Source organism: Vagococcus salmoninarum (genome assembly GCF_003987495.1).
Lineage (GTDB): Bacteria > Bacillota > Bacilli > Lactobacillales > Vagococcaceae > Vagococcus_D > Vagococcus_D salmoninarum.
In genome coordinates this window covers 74,319-100,389 of sequence record NZ_NGJU01000004.1, presented here as the reverse complement: position 1 = coordinate 100,389, position 26,071 = coordinate 74,319, and the positions used below count along the sequence as shown (strand labels likewise).

Here is a 26,071-nt window from a genome sequence, read left to right as displayed (position 1 = left end):
AGTCTTGACAGGTGAAAAATGGAACGCCGATTCAAATTCAGTTACAAACAGAAGTCTTTCAAAATGATGATAAACAGGAACATTTTTTTGATGTCCCAGGTCAATTAGTAAAAATGGGAACGACTTTGTATTTAAGATATGCCGAGCCTAGTGTTGATGGCGAAAAAGAAGTGCCAGTAACGATTAAAATCGAAGCAGATGGGAGTATTCATTTGATTCGAGCAGCCCAACAACGGACCCGGTTGACTTTTAATTATCAAGAAAAAAATCACACGAATTACCGTACGCCTTATGGAGTAATGGAAATTTACACATTCACTAATAACTTACGTGTCTCTTTAGCTGATAATCCAACTTCTGGTAAAATTTCGATTGATTACGATTTGTTTGCCGGTGAAGAAAAGCTAGGTGTTTATCATTTACGCCTGCAATTTACGGCTTAAAGGCTAATATTTGCCTTTAAAAAGTAAGTTTTCATTGCTTTTTGTGACCAATTTATTGTATGATAAGGAGTAGACTGTGAAAGGACGTGTGCCGTTTGGAAATAAAAGCTTTTGAAGGTATTAACAAGGATGAATTATCAATGCTAGAAGTTGCTTACGCAATTTTAGAGCAACATGGAGATGTCATGGAGTTTTCAGACTTAGTTAACCAAATTCAAAATTACTTAGGTAAAGCGGATAGTGATATTCGTGAAAGATTACCTCAATTTTATACAGATTTAAATCTTGATGGTAGTTTTATTTCTTTAGGGGAAAACCGTTGGGGCTTGCGCTCATGGTATCCAATCGACTCAATTGACGAAGAAGTCTCTCACATCGGTGACGATGAAGACGAAGACAAGCCACGTCGTAAGAAGCGTAAAAAAGTTAATGCATTCTTAGATATGGACGATGAAAACGCAATTGATTATAACGATGATGATCCTGAAGATGCTGATTTAGTTGACGACGATGAAGACGACTATATCGATGACGAAGAAGATGAAGAAGATGAAGAAATCGCTGAATATAATAAAGATTTATCGGAAATTGGTGCTGACGACATTGACGAGGAAGATGTTCCTGAAGGTGTTGAAGACGAATTAACGATTGTTGATGAAGATGATCTTGATTATGTTGACGATGAAGACGAAGAAGAAGAGCTTTAAAAAATAATAAAAGAACTGACCTTTAAGGTTAGTTCTTTTTTATTTGACAAAAAGTCAGGAAACTTGTTAAACTCTTGAGTAAAAGAGATGTAAAGGATGATAAAAATGATTAGACGTCTATTGAGGTTTAAGGCTGTCGCGTGGCAAGGGCACTTCTAAGTCAAGAAATAAAACTTAGGAGTGTGGAAAATGGCAAAGCAAGAATTTAAGCATTGGTCAGAAACGAAATATCTAAAAGAATTAGTTACGAACCCCTTAATTACTGTTGGCGAGTATTCTTATTACTCAGGCTATTACAGTCAGACTAGTTTTGAAGATGGCTGTGTTCGTTATTTGTGGGGAGACGAAGCATCACGGCGCCTTTTTAATCCGGAAGTTGAGCAAGGCTGGCACTTAGATCGATTAATTGTCGGGAACTATGTCTGTATCGCTAGTGGTGTCGTTATTTTGATGGGGGGCAACCATAACCATCGAGGGGATTGGGTCACAGTCTATCCGTTTGCTGAAACAATCTCTGAATCCTACGAGCCAAAAGGGGATACTCGGATTGAAAGTGATGCTTGGTTAGGAATGAATGCCTTAATTATGCCTGGTGTTAGGATTGGTCATGTGGCGATTGTGGCAGCTGGATCAGTCGTTTTTAGTGATGTTCCTGATTACACAGTAGTTGGTGGCAATCCAGCTAAAGTGATTAAACAACGTTTCTCAAAAGAGGAGCGAAACCAGTTGTTAGAAATGCGCTGGTTTGATTAGCCACGAAAAGAGATTGAACAAAGCTTACATCTACTAGCAAGTAATAATATTCAAGGGTTGTATGACTTTTATCAAACTAAAAACAATTAAAAATCAGGTTTAGCTCATGAGCTAGACCTGATTTTTTGATCAAGAAATTAAGTTTTTTAACACTATCATCAATGAACTTGTTCCTGCATTAATCTTATTCATCTCTTTAATCCATTCAATAATATTAGTTTTACCAGTTAAAACAAGGTAGGCGAAGTAAATGAGCAAACTAGCAATTAAAAGGATGAAGAAGCCGTTAAATAAGTTATAAGCTAAGTGGGTATTACTGAAGAGATAGTCAAAAAGGTTTTTCCGATGAGTCCGATTATCCGTTGTCACAGCCTTTAATTTCGGAATATCAGTCAAGTAACTAGCGAATTGTTGGGCCTCTTTTTCTTGTAAGATTTCGGTGAAAACATTTTTGCCGGCTTGGAAGTCTAATGTATACCAGTTTAATTTTTTCCGTTTAGGCAAGAATTTACGATTATCCCAGTCAAAGTAGCCCACTTGATGTTTTTCAAAACGGATGCCATCAATGCTTTCATAAGGATGACTGAAAAAGCTTTGAGTTTCAAGAAAGTCGATGATAACCATAAAAATCATCCGTTCTTGTGTGAAAATCATCAAGCGATTGCCCCGTAAATCAAGAAAGTTATCTCGATAGTTTTTCGCTTCAGGGGTTGTGACATACGTCATCCCCATGATTCCACTAGTCCCCATGCCGGAGTTAGCCTCGTTAGTAAAAGGCATGTAGCCAATGATTTCTTCTGCTGGGGCTAATTCTGGGGTGATTTTTTTAATGATTTCTTGCAATTGAATGTACATTTTAGTTTGGGTTAATAAGGTCTTTTTTTGGCGAGGAGTTAAATCTTCCTTCTCTTTAGCGATGACAGTTCCTAGCGGATAATTTAAATCGGCAACAGCATCTTTAAATGTATTGTGTTGATTCATCATGATAATTCTCCCCTTTCGTTAATTAACTGTTCTTTTAAAGCTTTTCGCCCGCGAGATAAGCGATTGTAAATAATTTCCTTAGATAAAGCTAAATCTTTAGCAATGTTGATAACACTGTCTTGATAGTAATAAAATTTTAAAAAGATTAATTGATCCTCAAGAGAGAGGCTAGAGAGTAATTGTAAAAAATTGCTTTTTTCAAAGTAAGTTTCTTCAAAACTCTCATTTGCTTCGGGATTTTCCATGGGCTCAATGTTCAAGTTGCGAATAATTTGGCGTTTTTGATCTAAAGCAAGGTGCTTCGTAATAATAGTGATAAAGGTTTTTAAACTGCTTTTAGTAGCATCGTAAGTCGGTAACTCTTCCCAAAGCTGATAAAAGACCTTATTTTGAACGTCTTCAATATAACTTTTTTCAGCCGGGTGGTTTAAAATGTACTGAATAGTTCGTAAAATGTCTGCCCCGAAAAGTTCAATCAACTCTTCTAAGCCCCGAAAATCTTTAGCGGTAATTAAAGCGATTAACTTCTGTTCATCATTTGTCATTTCTTTCAACTCCAATCTTCACACTAATATACGTTAGCTAAAAGGATTTCCTATCACGAATCCCGAAATTAGTTAAAAAAGTATCTTTTTTCCTTGAAATAGTAATTTATGTTAATCATAGCAAAGAAAATAATGAAATGGTTCCTTTTAGCGTAAGTTAATTAAGAAGAGGTGAAATAAAATGAAAGATTGGTTGGAAGAGCGGAGTATGGTGCTTATTTTAGGATTGACTCTAGGTCTAGTAAGCGTGACAACTTTATTGATACTGCAATTATTGAAGCCTAATGACTGGGAAAACCATGAAGTTCAGATTTTAGTGGAAGAGACTAGTGACAGTTCTCAGTTAGTCGTCGCCAGCTCTGAAACATATTATGTTGATATTAAAGGGGCAGTCAATAAACCAGGAATGTATGAGATTACTAGTGGCACGCGACTGATTGAGGGACTAGAACTAGCTGGTGGGTTAGTAGCTGATGCCGATGCCGACCAACTAAATTTTGCTCAGTTATTAGTTGATCAGATGGTAATCTATGTACCTAAGGTTGGTGAAGAAATACCAGCCCCTTTAACTGGCACACAAAGTCCAGAAGTTGACAGTCAGCCAGGGCTAGTAAACATCAATCGAGCTGACCGAACAGAACTTCAGCAACTCCCGGGGATTGGGGCAGTTAAAGCTGAGGCGATTATTGCTTACCGAGAAGAGCATGGCTCTTTTCAAAGCCTTGAAGATTTAAGTAAAGTGAACGGTTTTGGGCAAAAAACCGTGGAGCGACTAAAGCCCGGGATTACTTATTAAAATAAAAAAAGGAGAAGTTAGTAAAAGACAAAATAAAAAAGATTGCATTTGACTCCCTTAAACGATTACAATGAATAAAATAAAGTAAGCTGAAGGGATGGATGAAGTGTGACCTTTGAAAGAATACCTTGGGATCAATATTTTATGGCACAAAGTGTCTTATTATCTTTACGTAGTACTTGTTCACGGTTAGCAGTAGGGGCAACAATCGTTAGGGATAAGCGAATTATTGCGGGTGGTTATAATGGCTCGGTAAGTGGCGATGTTCACTGTATCGATGAAGGCTGTTACGTTGTCGATAATCATTGTGTGCGGACAATTCATGCGGAGATGAATGCGATTTTGCAATGTGCCAAGTTTGGCGTGCCTACTGAAAATGCTGAAATTTACGTGACCCATTTTCCTTGTTTGCAGTGCACGAAAATGATTTTACAAGCAGGCATCAAAAAAATTCATTATTTGTCTGATTATCGCAATGACGACTATGCCATGAATTTAATTAAAAATAATGGGGCGGAAGTTGCTCAAGTGACCCTTTCAAAACAGTATTTTACTGACATTACATTTGGAGATGACACAAACTAAAACCAAGGCAAATCAAGGCCAGTTAACTGATTTAGCCGGTTATTATCTTTTCTTAGGAATCACCTTAGCTCTGACTATCGGTCTTTTTTTAAGCCAAAGTCAGGGTCTGTTACTAATTCTTTGGGGTTTATTTATAATCCGAGTCTATCGAACTAAACAACTCATCCTTTTGGTGAGTTGTTTTTTGTTGTTTGGTTGCGGAGCAGTCTTAAGTAGCTATTATTTACATCAAGAACAAAAAGTTGCCAGTCGACCAGTAGAGAGGGAAGGGGTAGTCAAAAGATTTAGGACAACAACGAAAGACTGGCAAATGAAAGGGGATCGACTGCAAGTCATCGCTCGGGATAGTCAGAGTAAGGAAAAATATCTCTTAGTTTATCAAGTCTCTGAGGAAAGAGAACAGGAGTGGTATCAAGCCCAAGTCGGGGAGTTTTATTTAACGGGAGAGGTTCTAGTTAAGCGGCCACAAGGGCCCCGTAATTTACATGGTTTTGACTATCAAGGTTTTTTGAAAGAAAAAAAGATTTACTTTCAAGGGGAAGTCACAACTATGCTTGAGATTCAAAAAATCACCACTTTAAATCCTTTAAAAGGTTTACGAAACATTCGGCAAATGGTAAGTCATTATATTAATCGTCGTTTTTTACCGCGGAGTAGCTCCTATTTAAATAGCCTCTTTTTAGGTGTGAGAGATGACCTATTTCGGGAAAATCAACCTGCCTTATTGAAAATTGGCATCTTACATTTATTTAGCATATCAGGCATGCATGTCTTCTTTTTTATTGGTAGTTGGCGCTACATCTGTTTACGTTGTGGGGTTAGTCTGGAAACTTATTTTTGGCTAGAAGTAAGTGCCTTACTAGTCATTTTCATTTTAACTGGGGAAGGCATTGGGGTAAGTCGCAGTGTTGGCTATTTAGTCCTCAAAAGTTGTAATTTGAAGTGGGGGAACAAATTGAGCGCCTTAGATTGCTGGAGTCTTGTAGTCATTGTTTTATTGTTTTTAAATCCCTATTTATTGTTTAATGGCGGTGCTCAATTATCCTTTGGTTTGAGTGGTTATTTATTATTATTAACTAAGAAATTCCCAACAGGCCAGGGCAAGAGCGGTCAGAAAATCAAGATTAGCTTGAGTCTATCTTTGTTAGCCTTACCGCTAATTACTTATCATTTTCAACAATGGCATTTCTTGTCGATTGTATTAACCCTCTTATTAATTCCAGTATTTAGTTCCTTCTTGTTACCAACCTTGTTCAGTTGTTTGTTACTTAGTCTGCTGTTGCCAACTATTAAGTTTCTCCTTTTAGAACAACTGTTAATTGCTTTAGATCAACTAATTTACCGCAGCAGTTTAATTAAGTGGGGCAGTTTTATTACTGGGGAGATTCCAGTCGTTTTAGTTGTCAGCTGTGTCTTGCTTAGTCTAGTTTGGTTAATTCGCCGAAGCCAAGATAGGCCTCAAAGGCAGTGGTTGTTAGTGGTCCTCATGTGTTTGCCTTTAACAGTCAAATATTTCAATCCCCAAGGCATGTTAGCTTTTGTCGATGTGGGGCAAGGAGATGCCCTCTTTATTCAGCTGCCCTTTCAACGGGGTAATTACTTAATCGATACAGGGGGCTTAATTACTTTTGACCAGCCAGCTTGGCGGCAAGGAACAGAAAAAGTCAGTAATGGTGATTACACTCTTTTCCCATTTTTAAGAAGTCGGGGAGTAAAAACTTTGGAAAAAGTCTTTATTACTCATGGACACGAAGATCATTACGGTGATTTGTTGCCTTTAAGTCAAGAATTTGTGATTAAAGAAGTCGCCTATCCCTTTGGAACGACAGACCAAGCTAATTTTGCTAAAGTTGTAGAGGAATTAGCGGAAGGGATACAAGTGACTGAATTAACTGGCGGGGAAGTTTGGCAAAGATCAGGCTTAGTCATCCAAAATTTATTTCCCCGTCGCAGAGGGACTGGTGAGAATGATGATTCTTTAGTTTTACGCTTAGTGATTAAAGAGCAAGTGATTCTAACCACAGGGGATTTAGAAGTTGCTGGGGAAAGGGAGTTACTTATGATGTACCACGACTTAACTGCGGATATATTAAGTGTCGGTCATCATGGCAGTCGGACCTCATCGACAACGGAATTTTTAGCAGCAGTCCAACCGACCATTAGTGTGATCTCAGCAGGCGCTAATAATCGTTTCAACCATCCGTATCAAGAAGCCTTAGAGCGTTTAGCCCAAAGTGGCTCTGAGATTTACCGAACAGATTTAAACGGTATGGTTTATTTTACGTGGACGGATTTTAGTCAAGCCTTGTCTCGTATCAAGAAAATTAAGTAGCGAGCCACTAGGAAAAAAGTAGAACTAATGATAGGATAGAAAGAGTAAATAGATTGTTTTACCAATCAAGGTAAAATAGTAAAGTGTGGGGATAAAAATGAGCTTACAAACAGCCTTAAAGGCGATTAATAACGGCAAGTTACAACCGGTATATTTAGTTTTAGGTCAGGAACAATTCTTGAGTGACATAGTTAAAAGAGATATTAGCCGACGAGTTATTCAAGATGAAGACGATGAATTAAACTTTGCCACCTATGATATGAATGATACGACCCTTTCCTTAGCTGTCGAAGAAGCGAGTACCATTCCTTTTTTTGGTGACTATCGTTTAGTCAATATCGAGAACCCGTATTTTTTAACAGGGGAAAAACGGCAAGGCGGACTAGATCATAATATTGGAGAATTAGTCGCTTACTTAGAAAATCCTTCAGAGTCGACAATTTTAGTCTTCTATTGCCCTTATGAAAAATTAGACGAACGAAAAAAAGTCGTCAAACTCTTAAAAAAAGTTTCCACTTTGTTAGACGTCAAAAGTATGGGAGAAAAAGAAGTTCGCAACTACACCCAGCAGTATATCCAAAATGAGGGCTATGAGATCACGCCAGAGGCCTTTGATTTGTTAGTCAGGCTAACTGATATGGACTTGTCGAAAATCATGGGAGAGATGACTAAAATCTTACTCTATGCGTCAGAAACTAAAAAGATTCAGAAGCCGATGATTGAAAACTTAGTCCCGAAATCTTTAGATCATAATATTTTTGATATGGTGACGTATGTTATGGCTGGGAAAGCGGATGAAGCCTTAAGTCTATACCGTGACTTGTTACTTCAAGGGGAAGAAACGATTAAGATCAACGCAATTTTAATTAGTCAGTTTCGCCTATTGCTTCAAGTTAAAATTATGTTGAGCAGTGGTTACCAACAAAGTAATCTCGTAGATGTCTTGAAAATTCATCCTTACCGGGTTAAGTTAGCCATGCAACAAGTCCGCAATTTCGATTTAAAACAATTGAAAACAACTTTCTTAGAATTAGTTGATAATGACTATCGCATTAAAACTGGTCAATTAGATAAAGAACTAATTTTTGAATTGTTTATTTTAAAACACGGGCAATTAAGCCGAAAATAAAAAAACAGAACCTTTAAGGTTCTGTTTTTTGTTTTAAGCTAATAAAAAAACCTAGTAAGCTTTGCAGTTACTAAGGTTTTGTTTATTATTTAGCTAATTTAGCGTACAAACGTGATTTGTCACGGTTTGCTTTGTTTCTATGGATAAGACCTTTTGTTTCAGCCATATCAATAGCGCGTGAAGCAACTTTGTATAACTCAGCAGAGTTATCTGCACCAGCTTCTAAAGCTTGTTCGAATTTTTTAATAGCAGTACGCATTGAGCTCATTTGTCCAGAACTAAGTTCATTCGTTTTTGCACTTGTACGTACGCGTTTGATAGCAGATTCAATATTTGGCATGTATTTCACCTCCGATAACTTTGGATTTACGCTAAGCCTAAACTAAACGTAATTCAACATTATCCATTATACATAATGATTTTTGAGTTTGCAATATTTTTATCGGATATCAGTAAAAAACTATTGTTATCTTTGTGGAAAAGTTAGTGAAAACATTCTCAATGCAGGGGTTACTTTCTAAAAAATATGTTATCATATAGAAGAATATACTAATAGAATAGGCAGGTGTCGATAAGTGAGTATTGCTCTAGTTGTAACAATCATCTTAGTAATGGGAGTCATCTTTGTCAATGGTTGGACCGATGCGCCGAATGCAATTGCCACGGCGATTTCAACCCGGGTCCTAACCCCGAAAACAGCGATTCGCATGGCAGTAGTCATGAACTTTTTTGGGGCTTTAGTCATGACGATGATTAACTCCCAAGTAGCTGAAACAATCAGTAATATCGTAACGTTTGAAGGGGCGAAAAACTCGGCTCAAGTGGCTTTAGCTGCTTCTTTGTTTGCAATTGTCGTTTGGTCAGTTGCTGCTTGGTACTTTGGCATCCCCACAAGTGAGAGTCACGCCTTAATCGCTGGCTTAACTGGCTCTGCCATGGCTTTAGGGGGACTTGGGGCTGTTAATATGGGGGAATGGTCAAAAGTGCTCTTTGGACTAGTCTTATCGACCTTAGCTGGTTTCTTTGGTGGTTATTTTGTCGTTAAATTTATCGAAAAGTTTTTCTGGCATGTGGAACGTCGCAAAGCCAATAAATTCTTTACTTACGGTCAAGGCTTTGGGGCGGCAGCCATGGCGTTTCTCCATGGTGCTCAAGACGGGCAAAAATTTATGGGGGTCTTTATGCTAGGGCTGTCTTATAACGGTTTAGTGGAAGCCGGTGCCTCAGGTGGTTTTGTAATTCCAATTTGGGTCATGGCTCTCTGCTCATTAACAATGGGGTTTGGAACGTCAGTTGGTGGCATGCGAATTATTAAATCCGTCGGCATGGATATGGTCAAGTTAGAAAAATACCAAGGCTTCGCTGCGGATTTGAGTGCGGCTATTTGTTTATTAGGCGCTTCTCTTTTTGGAATTCCAGTTTCGACAACTCATACAAAAACTACGGCAATTATGGGAGTAGGCGCCGCTAAACGACTATCTAGTGTCGATTGGAAAATCGTTAAAGAGATGGTTTTAGCCTGGGTGTTAACTTTCCCAGGTTGTGGCGTGATTGCCTTCTTTATGGCAAAAATATTTTTAGCAATTTTTTAAGTAAGAGGAAGACAGAGGAGGAAATAAAATGGCAAGAAAGAAAAAAGGCTTTGATTACTTTGCTGCCTTAGTGGCATTAGCTGATAAAACTGCGGAGGCAGGGCAAGAGTTATTGAAAATTGTCGAAGATTATCACTTGGAGCAAGTTGTTGCGGAAGGGCAAATTATTCACCGTTTAGAAAATGAAGGCGACGAAATTGTTCATGAAATCATGTTAGAACTGGATCGCTCTTTTATTACTCCAATTGACCGAGAAGATATCATGTTAATTACTGAGCAAATTGACGATGTTTTAGATGGCATCAATGCGATTACTTATCAGTTCGATAACTTTTTAATTAGTGAGATGCGTCCAAAAACTACTGAAATTGTCAGTTGTATCGTTGAAGCAACTACGGGACTAGCTGTTGTAACCCAAGAATTCTCAAAATTTAAGCATTCTAAAAAATTAAAAGAAATGATCATTCATGTTAATACCGTTGAGGGACGAGGAAATGTTCTCTATAATACCTTAGTCAAAGAATTGTTCTCTAAAGAAAAAGACGTCTTAGAAGTCATTAAATGGAAAGAACTTTACCGTCGCTTTGAAGAAGTCATTGATATGTCAGAGAAGGCCGTTAACGTTTTGGCAGGCTTAGTGATTAAAAATAATTAAGAAATAAAAAGGTGGATGATCCAAGGGATTTCCGTTGCACTGTTTGAAAAAAGGTGCTTTAATTATGGTGTAAAGTTGTTGCTTAAGGATGTTGGCGTTAAATAGTTGCTAGTCAGAGTAGATGAAAGTCTGCTCTTTTTTTTACCTTTGCCAGTGAGAATAATCAGTTTTTGAGGGAAAGTCACAAAGGGTTAGGGAAAAGGAGTATTCTATGAAAATGCTTACCCGCTTTGGCGGCCAAAAATACACGTTCCTTAGTATTTTAGGATTGGTGCTCATGTCATTTGAAGGGATTTTATTACCTCTGACTTTAAAGTATATTATTGACAGCTTAGAAGTTGCTTCATTTCAACAGTTAATTGTTGCCGTTGTTTCAGGAATTGTAGGTTTTATCATCTTAGGAGTCATTGGTGTTTTTTATCAAGGGAGTTTAGCGAAGCTAAGTCGCAATGTGGCAATTAAAGCTAAAAGCCTAGCTTATCAACATTTTGTCCAGGAAAAGCAAGCTCAGCAAGTCATAAAAAGTTCTGAAACCTTGTCATTTATTCAAAATGATTTAAAGTTGTTAGAACAAAACTACGTCATGGCTAGCATGCAAATGTTGCAAACATTCTTATTGTCTAGTGTTGCAATAATTTACGTTGCAGCCAATAATTTCTTACTAGGTATCCTCTTTACTAGTTTTGCCTTGTTACCGCTAATCTTGCCGAAGCTGACTAATCAGACTTTAGAAGCCACAACAGCGAGATGGACTGAAGGGAACCAAGGCTATACTAAGGAATTAACAGAAACGATCAAAGGGACAGAGACGATTTTAAACTATGGCCGTTTGGCTTATTTCATAGACAAACTAAAAGTGAAATTAGCTAGAAGTGAGAATAACTTTGTCAAATTAGTGACCTTACAAGTCAAAATCAATACAGGTGCCTACGCTTTATCCTATATTTGTAGTTTGATTCCACTATTAGTAGGGGGCTATTTCGTTTTGGAAAATTGGCTAGAGACGAGCCAATTAATCGCAATTTTTATTGCTAGTGACCGGATAGCTAATCCCTTAACTGTCGGAGTTCAATGCTTGAATAAGTTAGCGACGACTAAATTAATTCGGGAAAAGTTACTTAAGTATGAACAAGAAGAAGCCCTAGTTCAAGACTCAGTCAATTACAGGGCACCTCAATTATTTCCGATAACATTTAAAGAAGTCAGCCTTTTTCATGGGGAAGAAGTAATTTTAGAAGAAATCAATTTAAGCATTAACCAAGGAGACAAACTATTAATTATTGGTCCTTCAGGAAGTGGCAAAACCACGTTTTTGAAAGCACTCCAAGGACGAGTCCCAATTAGTCAAGGGTCATTGACCTTTGGTAATCAGACCTTTAGTGAGGAAAAGACTCTCCTTCAGGCTTTAGGTGTGATTCCTCAAGAGTCACAAATCTTTGATGAAACGATTGAATTTAACTTAACCTTAGGTGAGGCCTTTAAAGAAGACCTTTTAGAAGAAACTCTGAATAAAGCTGGGTTACAAGAAATAGTAGCGGAGAAAGGCCTAGCTTATCCCGTAGGTGAAGGGGGCAGTCACCTGTCGGGAGGCCAAAATCGTCGTTTGGAAATCGGGCGAGCCTTAATCCGTCAACGACCAATTTTAGTTGCTGATGAAATTTATGGCAATTTAGATCGAAAAACAGCCGCTAATATTCGGCAATTATTATTAAGTTTATCCCAAACCTTAATTGAAGTCAGTCATCAAGTAGATGAGCTTGATTTAACAGACTATACGAAAGTTTTGAAAATTACTAATGGCAAATTAGTTGAACTTTAGCAAAAAAAGACAGAGTAATCTGTCTTTTTTGTTTACATTATTTTTAAATCTTGCTAATGAAAGCCAGTCTATTTTAGTTTAAGTGGGGCTAACATCCGTAAGCCGTTTAAAATGACTAAAATCGTACTGCCTTCGTGACCGATGACGCCAATTGGTAAACTAACAACTTTCATAAAGTTAGAAATGATTAACAATAAAATCACAGAAACGGAAAAGATAATATTTTGAGTAATGATTCTTTTTAATTTTTTAGCTAATGCGTGAGCCATTTGTAGTTTCTCAAGGTCATTCCGCATTAAGACAACATCTGCTACATCAATGGCGATATCTGTCCCTTGCCCCATGGCAATACCGATAGAGGCATTAGCTAAGGCTGGGGCATCGTTAATCCCATCACCAACCATGGCATTGACTTGATAGTCAGCTTGTTGGTTTTTAATTAAGCGGGCTTTATCTTCTGGGGTACAGCTAGCGTAAATATCATCCACGCCAAGTGAGTGACCGATTGCTTGGGCTGTTTGTTGGTGATCACCAGTCATCATAACCGTGCGAATTCCTTGGCTCCGGAAATAATCAATCGTCCCTTTAGCAGCCGGAGTTGGCACATCTAAGAGGGCAAAGTAGCCGATAATTTCCGTGTCCCGGGCTAAAAAGATGACTGTTTTACCGGCTTTTTGGAAAGTGTCGACGCCAGCCTTTATTTCTTCAGTTAGTCCCTGGGTAGCAGCGAAATCTGCTTTACCGATTTTCCAAAGATGGTTATTTTCTCGGCCAGTCATTCCCGAACCAGTTAAATCTTCTACAATTAAATCAGCCATGGAACTAGTTGTAGCTGATTTAAAGTAAGTCGTCATCGCTTTAGCTAAAGGATGGGTACTTCTTTGTTCAATAGCAACTAAAGTATTAATACCAGTTTGTTTTAAGTCTTCATTTACGAAAATAGCATCAGTTACAACAGGTTTACCAGCAGTTAAGGTACCGGTTTTATCAAAACTAATCGCTTTGAGTTCAGCTAAATGTTCTAAATAAACGCCACCTTTAAAAAGGACACCATTTCTAGCACCAGAAGAAATGGCTGCTAAAGTTGCCGGCGTAGCTGCTGCCACTAAAGCACAAGGGGAGGCAACAACGAGTAAGACCATGCCGCGATAAAAACTTTCACTCCAACTCCAACCTAAGAAGAAGTAAGGAATAAAAATCATTAAGGGCACTAGTAGTAAGACAACTTTGACGTAGGTATTTTCAATCCGATCAATAAAACTAGCGGCTTTTGAAGGGGTATTTTGAGCTTCAGCCACTAAAGTAATAATTTTACTAAACAAGGTGTCTTTACTTTCTTTTGCGACTTGGATTTCAAAGGCGTTCCCTAAGTTAATCGTTCCGGCAAAGACTTCTTGGCCTAGCCCTTTTTCAACAGGAATAGACTCACCAGTAATCGAGGCTTCATCGCAAATCGCATGACCTTTCATAATTAATCCATCGATCGGAATGTTAGCACCTTTCGGGACGAGTAACTGATCACCAATCGTTAATTCAGCTACAGGGACTTTTTTAGTCGAACCGTCAGCTAAAATTTTCAAGCCATCCACGGGTTGCATTTTAAGTAAGCTAGCAATTTCTTGTTGGCTTTTATTCATCGTGTATTCTTCAAGGGAGCCACTTAATGAAAAAATAAAGGTTAGCATAATTCCTTCAAACCAGTACTGAATCGTACAAGCGCCAATCGCAGCTAGGGCCATTAATAAGTCGACACTTAAATGTTTCTCAGTAAAGGTTTCGATTAAGCCTTCTTTTGTTTGGTAAAAACCTCCAATGACCATCCCGGTGACATAAACTAGTGGGTAGTAACTATTATTATTTTTTTGAAGTAACCAACCTAAAATCAACATTAAGCCACAGATGATTGTTGCTAAGATTACTTTTTGTTCATGTTTAATTTTACTCATCTTTGCCATCTCCTTTGTTTCTTTCATTTCAAGCATAGCAAAGAAAAAGCTTAAGTGATAATCAATTCAAGCTAACTGATAATGATAATTCTTATCTTTTGTCATTTAAATCATTATTGATAAGATTACTTATGATTTAATAGCTTGAATTGTTAATTTAGAGAATGATTCTCATTATCAGTATTTTTGTAATGATTATAAATAAAGAAGCAGTGACGAAAGTCACTACTTCTTTTCTTTACATTTTAATTAGCCAATAACCGATGAGGATCACACCTAAAACAATGCGATACCAACCAAAGGCTTTAAAGTCATTGCCACGAATATAGTTCAATAAGAACTTAATGACAAAGATTGAGACGAAGTAAGCCACAACTGACCCGATTAGGAGAATGAGAACTTCTTCTAAGGTAAAGCGATTGCCCTTCAAGAGGAATTTAAGGACTTTTAAGCCACTTGCACCGAACATGATGGGAATACTCAAGAAGAAAGAATATTCGGCGGCAACATAACGCGAACAGCCGATTAACAAGGCCGCAATAATCGTGACCCCAGAACGAGACGTTCCTGGCATTAAGGCTAAAATTTGGGCACCACCAATAATTAAGGCGGCTTTGTAGTTAAATTTGTTTAAGTCTGAACAGCGGGGTGTTTGATCTTTAACGTAATTTTCCACGACGATAAATAGAACTCCGTAAATAATTAACATAATAGCAATTGGCAAGAAACTGTGGAAATGTTCTTCAAACCAATCGTCTAAGAACAAACCGGCAACTGCGGCAGGCATTGCCCCGACAATAACTTTTGACCATAAAGACCAAGTATCTTTTTTCTCAACGTCAGTTTTTTGTGGTGAAAAAGGATTTAATTTATGGAAGAAGATTACACAGACTGCCAAAATTGCTCCTAATTGAATTACTACATTAAACATTTCTTTAAAGTCAGCAGTGGCATTTAAGTTTAAAAATTCATCGACTAAGATGATGTGACCTGTACTACTAATAGGGAGCCATTCAGTCACACCTTCGACAATCCCTAAGATGACTGCTTTAAATAGATTATACCAATCCATTCCGTCATTCCTTTCAAAATAAGAGTATTTGTATAACGACATACAAATTTAGTATACCTATAAATCGAGAAAATTACCAAAGAATCTCTTAAAGCTTAATAATAAACTAAGAAATCAAAAATAAGTTATACTAGAAGGAAATAAAGAGTTAGAAGCAGGAGGGAAGTAAGTGAGTAGTAGTAATTACTTAGAATTACCAGATCTAGACAAACAGTTTCCTTTTCGCTGTTTTAATGACTACGGCGAAGGCTTAGTTTATCCCCATTGGCATAAAGAAATTGAGTTTATTTATGTCATCAAAGGCAGCATTAAAATCGGTGTCAATGACGAATTGTTGACACTGAATGAAGGACAAATTCTCTTTTTTGAAAGTGGCGCCACCCATTACTTCTTAGCTAGTCCTGAAAGTGAAAGACTTGTCTATCAGTTTGATCTTAGTCTCTTTAATGAAGAGTTAGGTCTTAAAAAAGGTCAAGAATCCTTACAGACAATCTTTAATAGCCGGGAAAATGTCAGTGTTAACTGGCAAAAAGCCACGGAAATAATGATGAGCAATTATTTACAAAAAATTTATCAAGCGTCAGAAACTCAAAAACCAGGCTTTGATTTCGTCATTCAGCAACATTTACTAGGCATCCTTGTCTTATTAATGCGGGAAGTTCCTGAAAAATCAGATAATCAAAAAAAAGCCTTACGAGATGACTCGATGAAAAACAAGGAAACTTTAGAGCGAATGGATAAAATTTTTGCCTATATTGAAAGTAATTACAATCAAGGCATTACTTTAGAAGCTGTGGCTAAAGATATTGGCTTTAGTCCTCATTATTTCACCCGCTTTTTCAAGACCAATACTGGTACGACCTTTGTCGGTTTTTTAACAGATTACCGAATTAACATGGCAAAATCAATTTTAGGGACAGAAGAATTACCAATGATTGAAGTTGCTGAACGAGCAGGCTTTAATAGTGTCAAAACCTTTCATCACGTCTTTAAAGAAAATGTTGGTATTTCTCCTTTAAAATATCAAAAGTCAATATTCGGGAATTAAATGGTAACTCTAAGGAAGAAATCCTTTTGAATATTTTGTATAGTTGAGTTAACAAATACAAAACATTCAGGAGGATTTTTTATGACGTTAAAAATAGGAATTATTGGTTGTGGTGGGATTGCTAATGGCAAACATATGCCAGCATTAGCTCAAGTCAAAGAAGTTGAGATGGTTGCTTTTTGTGATGTTGTCTTAGAAAGAGCAGAAGCAGCTAAAAAAGCTTTCGGAAATGAAAACGCCTCCGTTTATCAAGATTATCGGGAACTTTTAGCGGATCAAGCTCTCGATGTGATCCATGTGTGTACACCGAATAATTCACATGCTGAGATTTCAATTGCCGCTCTAGAAGCGGATAAGCATGTCATGTGTGAAAAGCCGATGGCCAAAACCTCAGGGGAAGCCCGAGCAATGATTGCCGCTGCTGAAAAAACTGGTAAAAAATTAACAATCGGTTATCAAAACCGTTTTAGAAAAGATTCTTTATATTTACAAGAAGTTTGTCAAGCCGGTGAATTAGGCGAGATTTATTTAGGTAAAGCCCATGCTATTCGTCGCCGAGCTGTGCCAACTTGGGGCGTCTTTTTAGATGAAGAGGCCCAGGGTGGGGGACCATTAATCGATATCGGTACTCACGCTTTAGATTTAACTTTATGGATGATGAACAACTACAAACCGAAATACGTTGTGGGCAACACGTACCATAAATTATCCCAAACTAAAAATGCGGCTAACGCTTGGGGACCTTGGGACCCAGAGAAGTTCACTGTGGAAGATTCGGCCTTTGGTTTTGTCACAATGGAAAACGGGGCGACGATTTTCTTAGAAGCGAGTTGGGCATTGAATACGTTAGATGTTAGTGAAGCAACGACGACTCTTTCTGGCACTAAAGGCGGAGCCGGCATGAAAAATGGCTTAGAAATTAACGGGGAAGATCGCGGCTTACTATTTGAGAAAAAAATCGAATTAGAAACTGGTGGTGTTGATTTTTATGACGGTGCTAGTGATGACCCGGCGTTAGTTGAAGCCCAATCATGGATCAAAGCGATTCTTGAAGATAGTGACCCTGTGGTAATGCCAGCTGAAGCTTTAGTCGTCACAGAAATCTTAGAAGCAATTTACTTGTCTTCTAAAACTGGAGAGCCTGTCTATTTAAATTAAAGAGGAACGATAGGAAAGGACTAAAAGCATGAAACCTAATATTTCTTTACAACTATGGAGTCTCCAAGAAGAATGTCAAAAAGATTTATTAAAGACTTTAGAAAAAGTTAAAGCCATCGGTTATGAAGGGGTTGAATTTTACGACTACTTTGATTATTCCGCCGAAACATTGAAAGCCAAATTAGTGGAACTAGATTTAGTCGTTTCTAGCTCCCATGTCAGTTTTCAAAAATTAACTGAAACCTTCGATGAAACCTTAGCTTTCGAACAAGCTTTAGGGAATCAGCGAATTGTCGTGCCTTATTTACAAGGCGAAAGCTTAGCAGATTGGCAAGGATATTTTGAAACTTTGAAAGTCTTAGCACCTAAGATTAAGGCAGCCGGGTTACAGTTGCTCTATCATAACCATAGCCATGAATTAACTACCTTTCCGGAAGTTGACCTTTTAGCACAGCTAATCGCCACTGTCCCTGAAGTGAGGTTAGAAGTTGATACGTATTGGTTAGCTGAGGCCGGTGTTCCAGAACTGCCTTGGTTACAAAAACACCAAGAACAAATCGAATTATTACATATTAAAGACTTGTTAATGACTGAAACTGGCAGTCAAAGTACGGAAATTGGTCAAGGTCAGTTACCTATCAGGAGTTATCTCAGCTTTGCGAAAGCCCGCAAGATGCCTTGGATTGTCGTTGAACAAGAAGCTTTCCAAGAGCATCAGCCGCTAATTAGTGCAGAGATAAATCTGAAAGCAATCAAGGAACTATTAGAGGAGGTTTACAAAGATGATTAATGTCACTATTTGGAATGAATACCGTCATGAGTTAAGCGATCAAGACGTTCAATCCGTTTATCCTGAAGGGATTCACGGCCAATTAAAAAAAGTCTTAGCTGAGGACTTTAATGTTAGAACGGCCACATTAGATGAGCCAGAACATGGCTTAACAGCAGAAGTCTTAGCAGCAACGGATGTGTTAGTGTGGTGGGGACATGTCGCCCATCATGAAGTCGCTGAAGAGATTGTTGAACGAGTTCATCAACGTGTCCTTGAAGGCATGGGCTTGATCGTTTTACACTCAGGCCATATGTCAAAAATATTTATTAAATTAATGGGCACAAGCTGTGATTTGAAGTGGCGTGAAGCCAATGAAAAATGTCGAATTTGGTCCGTCAATCCGAGTCACCCAATTACGGCTGGTCTTGGGGAATACATTGAGTTAGAACAAGAAGAAATGTACGGCGAACACTTTGATATCCCAGCCCCAGATGAATTAATTTTTATTAATTGGTATGAAGGTGGGGAAGTCTTTCGTGGCGGTTGTACGTATCGTCGGGGCAATGGTAAGATTTTCTATTTCCAACCTGGTCATGAAACGTACCCAACGTACTATCATAAAGATATTCAAAAAGTCTTGAAAAATGCCGTCAATTGGGCAAAGCCAACGAGTAATCCTTATCCGAAATATGGTAATCACCAAGCGTTAGAACAAATAAAAGCAAAATAAAAGGAGCAATTATTATGAAATTAGGCGTCTTTACACCACTATTTAATAACTTGAATTTTGAAGAAATGCTTGAGAAAGTCGCAGAAGCAGGCTTGCAAATGGTCGAAATCGGTACAGGGGGGTCACCAGGTAAGGCCCATTGTGACATTGATGACTTACTAGCTAATCCAACTGCCCGGGAAGCTTATCAAGCTAAGCTGAAGGCAAAAGGTCTGGCGATTAGTGCCTTTAGTTGCCATCATAACCCGATTTCACCAGACCCTTTAGTCGCTCAAGAAGCCGATCAGTTACTACGGAAAACAATCGAGCTAGCTTCTCTGATGAATGTCCCCGTAGTCAACTGTTTCTCAGGTGTGGCAGGTGGGAATGCGACAGATACGGCAGTTAACTGGCCTGTTTTACCTTGGCCCACAGAGTATAATGATAGTTTTGAGTACCAGTGGGAAGAAAAATTAATCCCTTATTGGCGAGAAATCAATGACGTAGCTGTAGCAGCCGATGTTAAAATCGGAATCGAGTTACATGGTGGCTTCTTATGTCATACGCCGTACACGATGTTGAAGTTACGTGAAGCAACAGGCCCGGCGATTGGTTGTAACTTAGACCCTTCACATTTATGGTGGCAAGGAATTGACCCAGTGGCAGCGATTAAAATCTTAGGTAAAGCTGGGGCGATACATCATTTCCACGCCAAAGATACGTATTTAGATCAAGATAACATTAACATGTATGGTTTAACTGACATGCAACCTTATGGCAATGTTCAAAGTCGTGCTTGGACCTTTAGATCAGTAGGCTGTGGTCACAGTTTACAAGAGTGGTCAGACATGATTAGTGCTTTAAGAATGTACGGTTACGATTATGTTTTAAGTATTGAACATGAAGACCCAATCATGTCAATCGATGAAGGCTTCCAACGAGCAGTTACTAATTTAGAAAGTATTATGATTAAAGAGATGCCGACAGATATGTGGTGGGCTTAAGTCACTAGAGGAGGAAGTCAAATGACAAAAATTAAGATGGTAGTTGTTGGTTTTGGTGGCATGGGTAGTTATCATGCCCGGGACTTAGTTGGCAAAAACGACTATTTAACAACGTATGGTATTTATGATATTGCTGAGATGAAAAGGGCAGAAGCTCAAAATGAAGGCTTTAAAGTCTATCCAACTTTCGCATCAGTCTTAAATGATAAGGCAGTCGAAGGGGTCTTAATCGCCACACCAAATGATTCTCATAAAAAATTAGCCATTGCCGCTTTAGAGGCTGGTAAACATGTGGTTTGCGAAAAACCAGTGATGTTATCAGTCAGTGACTTTGATGACGTTGTGGCTGTGGCAGAAAAAAATCAAAAAGTCTTTATGACTCATCAAAATCGTCGTTGGGACGAAGATTTTTTAATTATGCGAGACTTGTATCAAAGTCAACAACTAGGGGAACTTTTCCAAATCGAATCCCGAGTTCATGGAGCTAATGGCATACCAGGTGACTGGCGTCATTTGAAAGCTCAAGGTGGCGGCATGCTTTTAGACTGGGGCGTTCATTTGTTAGATCAGCTGCTATTCATGGTTGATAGCCCAGTGAAAAGTGTTTATGCCGATTTAAGCTATGTGTTAGGGGATGAAGTTGATGACGGTTTTGTCAGCCAACTGATTTTTGAAAATGGGTTTAGAGCTCAAATCGAAGTTGGTACAAGTAACTTTATTAAGTTGCCACGTTGGTATGTTAAAGGCTACAGAGGAACAGGGATTATTCATGACTGGGACTTAACTGGTGAGTTAGTCCTCCAACGAGAAACAACGGAGAAATATGAACCAACCCCAATTCAAGCTGGCCAAGGCTTAACTAAAACGATGGCTCCGCCCTCAGAAGAGATGACGGAAAGAAAAGCATTACCTGCAGCACCAACTGATTTAGAACCTTTTTACGATAATTTTTACCGAGTGGTTCGTGAAGATGCCCAGCCAATTGTTAAAAATCCGGAAGTGCGAGAGGTTTTATTACTCATCGAAAGAATTTTTGAGGCCGGTCTTAAACAAGAAAAAATAACTATGGCTTAAATTTGAGCAACTAACATTTTTAGTTTGCTGAAAGCTAACAAAAGGACTTACAAAAAAGGCTAGCAAAGGGCTAATACAGCGCCAGTTGCTAGCCTTTTTGAATGGTCTGTAGCTAAGGGGATTTTAAACTTGCGGACTAGCTGGTAAAGTTTCCAGTAGTTCATAAAAATAATTGGCATCGCCAGAGGAAAAATAATTAGTCCAAGCCGTTAAAGTAGCTGGTTGGAAAACCGCTAGTTCTTTAATGATTTCTTTAGTCCAAAGCAAGCCAGCAGTTGAATTAGCAGTAATCAAATTGTTAGCTACGACAACGGGTTGATTGCGATAGTTGTCTTGTCCGAGATAAGTCGGTGAAAACATTTCAAGGAAACCTGGGCCGTTACTAGTATGGAGGACATCGTCAAGTAATCCATGATTAGCTAAAGCTACTGTGGCTCCACAAATGCCGGCAACTGTGGCGCCAACTGCTAGTAAATCCTTTGTTTTCTCAAGAATAGCAACATGTTCAGGGAGATTCCAAGTGTCCGCTCCCGGTAAGATAAGCATAACAGTTTCACTTAAGGGAATCTCGCTAACTAAACAGTCAGGCGTGAGTGTCATTCCACCCATTGTTGTAATTGGTTCTCGGGAGTAATTGACGGTTTTCAAGGTTAGTTGTGGCCCATCTTGTTTAAAGAAGCGTCTGGAATGTAGCTCCGCAGTCAAGTAACCGATTTCCCAGTCAGCGAGTGTCTCAAGGACGTATAAATAAATTGTTTTCATCATCATTCCTCCAATAATTATTAATTACTTCTTTAGTATACTTAGGGATTGTTGACAACTATCTGTCAACAATTTAAAATAAAGGCAATTAGTAAGAATGAAAGGAAAGTGGCCAATGAAAATAAGCAGGATTGTCAGTATTATTACGATACTATTAGATAAAAAGCGAATCAGCGCGCAAGAACTTGCAGAATTGTTTGAAGTCTCTCTTCGGACAATTTATCGGGACATTGATGCGATTAATTTGGCTGGAATTCCGGTTCATGCAACACCAGGAGTTGGTGGCGGCTTTGAAATTATGCAAAACTACAAAATTACGAACAATGTTTTTTCCGCAACCGACCTTTCAACTATTTTAATCGGCCTTTCAGGGCTTACAAATATGGTGGAGAGTCAAGAGTTGATTAATACCCTTGTCAAAGTCAAAAGTTTTATTCCAGTGGAACGGGAAGCTGATATTTCATTGAAAACCAATCAAATTCAAATTGATTTAAGTCAGTGGCAAACTGATCGCAATGTTCAAAGTGATCTAAAAAGCATCAAAAAAGCGTTAAAAAACAATCAGCTGATTGCTTTTAGTTATACTAATCCCCGAGGACAGCAAACGGAGCGGAAAGTTGAGCCTTATCAAATTGTCTTAAAAGGTAATCAATGGTATTGCTACAGTTACTGTCATCAAAGACAAGCTTTTCGGTTGTTTAAACTGGGACGTATGTCCAACTTAACAGTTGAGGTAACTAGTTTTGAGCCGCGAAGCTTTGAACAACCGGTCTTTGATTTTACTGAGATTTGGGAGACGATTCATACGACAATTAAACTGCGAGTCCATCAATCAGTCATGGATCGGGTCCTTGATTATTGTTCCTTAGAGGCTTTTTCTGCAGAAAAGGATGACTACTATCTCGTTGATTTTCCTTTCGTTGCTACTGACTATTATTACAACGTAGTGCTAAGTTTTGGTAATAAGTGTGAGTGTTTAGAACCTATCGAGGTCCGAGAAGAATTGAAAAGAAAAATTGGTGAGTTAACTCAGTTGTATCAAAGTTAACACGTCGTAAGAGATCATCAGCTGCTAGAAGGGAAACTCTTAAACAATCGCTGACAACTTTACTACTCTTAAGAATAATGTTTGACAACGTTTTCTTTTAATGCTAAAGTAGATGTATAAGTTAGATACAGGAGTGTTACTGATCCGATCAGGCACCACCAAGTCAACGATAACAAAGGGGGAACCCGTTTCATTTCAGGATGAATGTTATTAGCGATATTGGTGTTTTTTTATGTGGTTTTAGAGGAGGGAGCCCAATGTTAACCGTAGTCAAGTCATTAAATAATAATATCATTTTAGCTGTAACTGAAGAAGGCAGCGAACTAGTGGCATTTGGGACCGGCATTGGCTTTAAACGAAAAAAAGGTCAGCTAGTTGATCTAGCAGAAGCGACAAAAATTTTTCAAACAGGTTTAAATAGTCAGGCTAGCTTATTACTAGAAAGTTTGCCACCCGAAATATTAAGTGTCACTGAAAAAATTATTACCTTAGGCGAGCAAGCTTTAAACTTGGCCATCAACCCATCTTTGTTTTTTACTTTAGCCGATCATTTAAAGTTTGCAGTTGAAAGAAAAGCTCATGAAGTTGATATTGATGCCCCCTTTCAGTGGGAAATCCCCCATTTATACTATCAGGAATACGAAATTGGTAAAGCAGCTTTAAACTTGATTAAAACAGAATTAAATCTGGAATTACCCCAAACTGAGGCATCTTTTATTGCCTTGCATTTTGTGAATGCCCAAACGGATAATCAGTCAATGAATCAAACGATTCGTATGACGACTTTGACTAAGGACATTGTTAAAATCATTCAAGGGCTTTTCGATGTTACTTTAGATAAAACGACGATGACTTACTCACGGTTTATCACTCACTTACGCTATTTTATTGCCCGTCAAGAATCAACAGAAGCTAAAACGGTGGCAATGGACAATGACTTAAAAGCAATTATTCGGGAACGTTACATTAAAAGCTATGCTTGTGGCCTAATGATTAAAGAAATGCTTGAAAAAGATTATAGCTGGCAAGTCTCAGAAGATGAAATTGTTTACTTAGTGATTCATATTGAACGAATTATTAAAGAGGATAAAAACTAAATAACATTTTGTAGTGGTGTGTTACTAAAACTAGGCATTAACCTAAACAAAAATGTGCAAAGCTTAATTTATATGATTAAGTCTGCAGATTTTTGTTTAGGTTTTTTTGATAGAAAAATTCATAGAAAAGAGGACTGAACATGAATAAGAAAGAACTAGCCCAAGCCATTATTGAAGAATTAGGGGGCGCCGGCAACATTAATCAAAGTTGGCATTGTATTACCCGTCTACGTTTTAATTTTAAAAACAAAGAGAGTATTAATTTAGAAAGGATTCGTAACTTAGAAGGGGTCTTAGGGGCCCAGTTTCAAAGCGGTCAATTTCAAATTATTATCGGCAATGAAGTCACTAGTGTTTATGCTGAAATCAGTCAGTTACTAGATGGCAAACTTACGGAAAATAATGAAAGCAGTAATCGAGGCAACCCGATCGAAGTCGTTTTAGACACGATATCAGGGATTTTCACACCCTTGTTACCAGCGATTACAGGTGGGGGATTACTAAAAGGAGTCATGGCGTTATTAGTTGCTATGAAACTGTTATCGGAAACAAGTTCAAGTTATGAAATTTTAAATATGATTTCTGATGCGCCATTCTATTTCCTGCCATTTCTAATTGCTTTTTCGGCAGCTAAACGCTTTAAAACCGATCAATCATTAGCGGTGACTTTAGCGGGAATTTTAATGTATCCGACGATTATGAATTATGCAGCAGGTGGGGAAGTCAGTCATCTGAAATTTCTCGGCATGAGTATTCCGATGAATAGCTACGCCTCATCGGTCTTACCAATTATTTTAGGTGTCTTATTATTAAGTTATGTCCATAAATACATCAACCAATTAGTTCCAAAATCATTAAAAATTATTTTTTCACCCTTGTTAACTTTATTAATTACAGCGCCGATTCTACTAATGGTCATCGCGCCTTTAGGTAATTACATCGGCGTTTACTTAGAACGCTTCTTTGCCACTATGTTTGCTGTTGCAGGGCCTTTAGCTGGAATGTTAATGGGAGGATTAATGCCTTTAATTGTCATTACTGGTATGCACTACGCTTTCTTCCCAGGAACTTTTGCTAGTTTCGGCAAAGTTGGCTATGACATCATGTTATTACCAATGAACTTTGTTGCTAACTTAGCTCAAGCCGGAGCCGTCTTAGGGGTATTTGTGAAAACGAAAGATAAAAAAATGAAACAACTGTCACTCTCGACGTTGATTCCAGCTATCTTCGGAATTACCGAACCAGCGATTTACGGCGTGACGATGAAACTGAAAAAGCCTTTCTATGCAAGTTTAGCTGGTGGGGCTGTCGGTGGGGCCATCTTCGGCTTGTTCACAGTTAAGAGTTTTGCCTTCGCTGTTCCGGGAATTATGTCATTGCCTTCTTATCTTGAAAAAGGCACGAATAACTTTATGTTAGCAGTCTTAGGAATTGGCCTAAGTTTCAGTGTCTCCTTCATTTTGACTTTAATGCTGACCTTCGACGAAGTGGGACCAAAAGAGTCGCCCTCAGCCGGGGAGACTAACTTAGCTCAAAGAAATCAAGACTTGCCAATTGATATTTTAAGTCCATTAAGTGGCGATGTTTTACCTTTAGAAAGTGTCCCAGATGCGACTTTTGCCAATGGGATTGTCGGGCAAGGAGTAGCGATTATGCCTCAAGAAGGGGTGATTAAAGCCCCATTCGCCGGTCATGTGACGATGCTAACCCCAACGAATCATGCCATCGGTTTGACATCTGAAGAGGGAGTGGAGTTATTGATTCACATCGGACTAGAAACAGTTGAGCTAGCCGGTAAAGGCTTTAAACTGTTAGTCACTGAAGGGGAAGCCATAACCCCAGGTCAAGCTATCTTAGAATTTGATTTAGAAAGTCTGCGAGAAGCTGGAATCAATCTGATTTCACCAGTCATTGTAACTAACTCGTCTCAGTATTTAGATGTGATTCACACTGCCAATTTAGTCGCTACAGCTGGTGAAAGTAAATTATTAATGTTAATTAATTAAGGTAAGACAGTTAGTCTGCCTACCGAGGCAGACAA

The 26,071-nt window shown here is 38.3% G+C and carries 25 protein-coding genes; 19 read left to right on the top strand and 6 right to left on the bottom strand.

Going from position 1 to position 26,071, the window contains the following annotated elements:
* Positions 1 to 11 precede the first annotated feature (11 nt).
* The 3 genes from CBF35_RS03820 (at position 12) to CBF35_RS03810 (ending at position 1,903) form a co-directional block, all read left to right on the top strand.
* On the top strand, positions 12 to 443 hold the full coding sequence (locus CBF35_RS03820) for a YwiB family protein (protein ID WP_126778662.1): 432 nt from the start codon (positions 12 to 14) through the stop codon (positions 441 to 443).
* Between the two features lie 95 nt (positions 444 to 538).
* A complete protein-coding gene (rpoE, locus tag CBF35_RS03815) occupies positions 539 to 1,150 on the top strand; it encodes a DNA-directed RNA polymerase subunit delta (RefSeq protein ID WP_126778661.1) in 612 nt (203 codons plus the stop codon).
* Between the two features lie 189 nt (positions 1,151 to 1,339).
* On the top strand, positions 1,340 to 1,903 hold the full coding sequence (locus CBF35_RS03810) for a CatB-related O-acetyltransferase (RefSeq protein ID WP_244922557.1): 564 nt from the start codon (positions 1,340 to 1,342) through the stop codon (positions 1,901 to 1,903).
* Between the two features lie 129 nt (positions 1,904 to 2,032).
* On the opposite strand, the gene CBF35_RS03805 is transcribed toward CBF35_RS03810, so the two are convergent.
* Positions 2,033 to 2,887 carry a hypothetical protein gene (locus tag CBF35_RS03805; RefSeq protein ID WP_126778660.1) on the bottom strand — a complete coding sequence of 285 codons (855 nt, stop codon included), beginning with the start codon at positions 2,885 to 2,887 and terminating at the stop codon, positions 2,033 to 2,035.
* Complete coding sequence (locus CBF35_RS03800) at positions 2,884 to 3,432, bottom strand: sigma-70 family RNA polymerase sigma factor (protein WP_126778659.1); 549 nt, start codon at positions 3,430 to 3,432, stop codon at positions 2,884 to 2,886. The genes CBF35_RS03805 and CBF35_RS03800 overlap by 4 nt, the downstream gene beginning before the upstream one ends.
* Before the next feature lie 181 nt (positions 3,433 to 3,613).
* Here CBF35_RS03800 and CBF35_RS03795 point away from each other — a divergent pair, with 181 nt between their 5' ends.
* The 4 genes from CBF35_RS03795 to holA all read left to right on the top strand — a co-directional run bounded on the left by CBF35_RS03795 (position 3,614) and on the right by holA (position 8,274).
* Positions 3,614 to 4,228: a helix-hairpin-helix domain-containing protein gene (locus CBF35_RS03795; protein ID WP_126778658.1), complete on the top strand. Its 615-nt coding sequence runs from the start codon at positions 3,614 to 3,616 to the stop codon at positions 4,226 to 4,228.
* Positions 4,229 to 4,336: 108 nt separating this feature from the next.
* Positions 4,337 to 4,813 carry a ComE operon protein 2 gene (locus CBF35_RS03790; protein WP_126778657.1) on the top strand — a complete coding sequence of 159 codons (477 nt, stop codon included), beginning with the start codon at positions 4,337 to 4,339 and terminating at the stop codon, positions 4,811 to 4,813.
* A complete protein-coding gene (locus CBF35_RS03785; RefSeq protein ID WP_126778656.1) occupies positions 4,800 to 7,145 on the top strand; it encodes a DNA internalization-related competence protein ComEC/Rec2 in 2,346 nt (781 codons plus the stop codon). Before CBF35_RS03790 ends, CBF35_RS03785 begins: the two co-directional genes overlap by 14 nt.
* 97 nt (positions 7,146 to 7,242) lie before the next feature.
* Positions 7,243 to 8,274 carry a DNA polymerase III subunit delta gene (gene holA / locus CBF35_RS03780; protein WP_126778655.1) on the top strand — a complete coding sequence of 344 codons (1,032 nt, stop codon included), beginning with the start codon at positions 7,243 to 7,245 and terminating at the stop codon, positions 8,272 to 8,274.
* 85 nt (positions 8,275 to 8,359) lie between these two features.
* Here the strand turns inward: holA and rpsT are convergent, their stop codons facing one another.
* The gene (rpsT, locus tag CBF35_RS03775) at positions 8,360 to 8,614 is read right to left on the bottom strand and encodes a 30S ribosomal protein S20 (RefSeq protein WP_126778654.1); all 255 of its coding nucleotides are present in this window, start codon (positions 8,612 to 8,614) and stop codon (positions 8,360 to 8,362) included.
* A gap of 271 nt (positions 8,615 to 8,885) precedes the next feature.
* Between rpsT and CBF35_RS03770 the strand changes: the two genes are divergently transcribed.
* From CBF35_RS03770 to CBF35_RS03760, 3 genes are all read left to right on the top strand, one after another.
* Positions 8,886 to 9,866, top strand: a complete 981-nt coding sequence (locus CBF35_RS03770; RefSeq protein WP_126778724.1) for an inorganic phosphate transporter — start codon at positions 8,886 to 8,888, stop codon at positions 9,864 to 9,866.
* 28 nt (positions 9,867 to 9,894) lie between these two features.
* A complete protein-coding gene (locus tag CBF35_RS03765; protein ID WP_126778653.1) occupies positions 9,895 to 10,521 on the top strand; it encodes a DUF47 domain-containing protein in 627 nt (208 codons plus the stop codon).
* A 211-nt stretch (positions 10,522 to 10,732) separates the two neighbouring features.
* Positions 10,733 to 12,340, top strand: coding sequence for an ATP-binding cassette domain-containing protein (locus CBF35_RS03760; protein ID WP_126778652.1), 1,608 nt, complete (start codon positions 10,733 to 10,735; stop codon positions 12,338 to 12,340).
* 68 nt (positions 12,341 to 12,408) lie between these two features.
* Here CBF35_RS03760 and CBF35_RS03755 read toward each other — a convergent pair whose 3' ends face one another.
* Positions 12,409 to 14,286 carry a heavy metal translocating P-type ATPase gene (locus tag CBF35_RS03755; RefSeq protein WP_170174704.1) on the bottom strand — a complete coding sequence of 626 codons (1,878 nt, stop codon included), beginning with the start codon at positions 14,284 to 14,286 and terminating at the stop codon, positions 12,409 to 12,411.
* Positions 14,287 to 14,524: 238 nt separating this feature from the next.
* Positions 14,525 to 15,358 (bottom strand): undecaprenyl-diphosphate phosphatase, encoded by an 834-nt coding sequence (locus CBF35_RS03750; RefSeq protein WP_126778651.1) that lies wholly within the window; start codon positions 15,356 to 15,358, stop codon positions 14,525 to 14,527.
* 169 nt (positions 15,359 to 15,527) lie between these two features.
* On the opposite strand from CBF35_RS03750, the gene CBF35_RS03745 reads away from it, so the two are divergent.
* The 6 genes from CBF35_RS03745 to CBF35_RS03720 all read left to right on the top strand — a co-directional run bounded on the left by CBF35_RS03745 (position 15,528) and on the right by CBF35_RS03720 (position 21,123).
* Positions 15,528 to 16,406 carry an AraC family transcriptional regulator gene (locus tag CBF35_RS03745; protein WP_126778650.1) on the top strand — a complete coding sequence of 293 codons (879 nt, stop codon included), beginning with the start codon at positions 15,528 to 15,530 and terminating at the stop codon, positions 16,404 to 16,406.
* 81 nt (positions 16,407 to 16,487) lie between these two features.
* Positions 16,488 to 17,564 (top strand): Gfo/Idh/MocA family protein, encoded by a 1,077-nt coding sequence (locus CBF35_RS03740; RefSeq protein ID WP_126778649.1) that lies wholly within the window; start codon positions 16,488 to 16,490, stop codon positions 17,562 to 17,564.
* Positions 17,565 to 17,592: 28 nt separating this feature from the next.
* Positions 17,593 to 18,354, top strand: a complete 762-nt coding sequence (locus CBF35_RS03735) for a sugar phosphate isomerase/epimerase family protein (RefSeq protein ID WP_126778648.1) — start codon at positions 17,593 to 17,595, stop codon at positions 18,352 to 18,354.
* Positions 18,347 to 19,066, top strand: coding sequence for a ThuA domain-containing protein (locus CBF35_RS03730; RefSeq protein ID WP_126778647.1), 720 nt, complete (start codon positions 18,347 to 18,349; stop codon positions 19,064 to 19,066). Before CBF35_RS03735 ends, CBF35_RS03730 begins: the two co-directional genes overlap by 8 nt.
* A gap of 14 nt (positions 19,067 to 19,080) precedes the next feature.
* A complete protein-coding gene (locus CBF35_RS03725) occupies positions 19,081 to 20,049 on the top strand; it encodes a sugar phosphate isomerase/epimerase family protein (RefSeq protein ID WP_126778646.1) in 969 nt (322 codons plus the stop codon).
* A 21-nt stretch (positions 20,050 to 20,070) separates the two neighbouring features.
* Positions 20,071 to 21,123: a Gfo/Idh/MocA family oxidoreductase gene (locus CBF35_RS03720; protein ID WP_126778645.1), complete on the top strand. Its 1,053-nt coding sequence runs from the start codon at positions 20,071 to 20,073 to the stop codon at positions 21,121 to 21,123.
* Positions 21,124 to 21,246: 123 nt separating this feature from the next.
* On the opposite strand, the gene CBF35_RS03715 is transcribed toward CBF35_RS03720, so the two are convergent.
* Positions 21,247 to 21,885: a type 1 glutamine amidotransferase family protein gene (locus CBF35_RS03715; protein WP_126778644.1), complete on the bottom strand. Its 639-nt coding sequence runs from the start codon at positions 21,883 to 21,885 to the stop codon at positions 21,247 to 21,249.
* 115 nt (positions 21,886 to 22,000) lie between these two features.
* Here CBF35_RS03715 and CBF35_RS03710 point away from each other — a divergent pair, with 115 nt between their 5' ends.
* From CBF35_RS03710 to CBF35_RS03700, 3 genes are all read left to right on the top strand, one after another.
* Positions 22,001 to 22,933, top strand: a complete 933-nt coding sequence (locus CBF35_RS03710) for a helix-turn-helix transcriptional regulator (protein ID WP_126778643.1) — start codon at positions 22,001 to 22,003, stop codon at positions 22,931 to 22,933.
* 257 nt (positions 22,934 to 23,190) lie between these two features.
* Positions 23,191 to 24,030 carry a PRD domain-containing protein gene (locus CBF35_RS03705; protein ID WP_126778642.1) on the top strand — a complete coding sequence of 280 codons (840 nt, stop codon included), beginning with the start codon at positions 23,191 to 23,193 and terminating at the stop codon, positions 24,028 to 24,030.
* A 140-nt stretch (positions 24,031 to 24,170) separates the two neighbouring features.
* A complete protein-coding gene (locus CBF35_RS03700; protein WP_126778641.1) occupies positions 24,171 to 26,036 on the top strand; it encodes a beta-glucoside-specific PTS transporter subunit IIABC in 1,866 nt (621 codons plus the stop codon).
* The last annotated feature ends 35 nt before the right edge of the window (positions 26,037 to 26,071 follow it).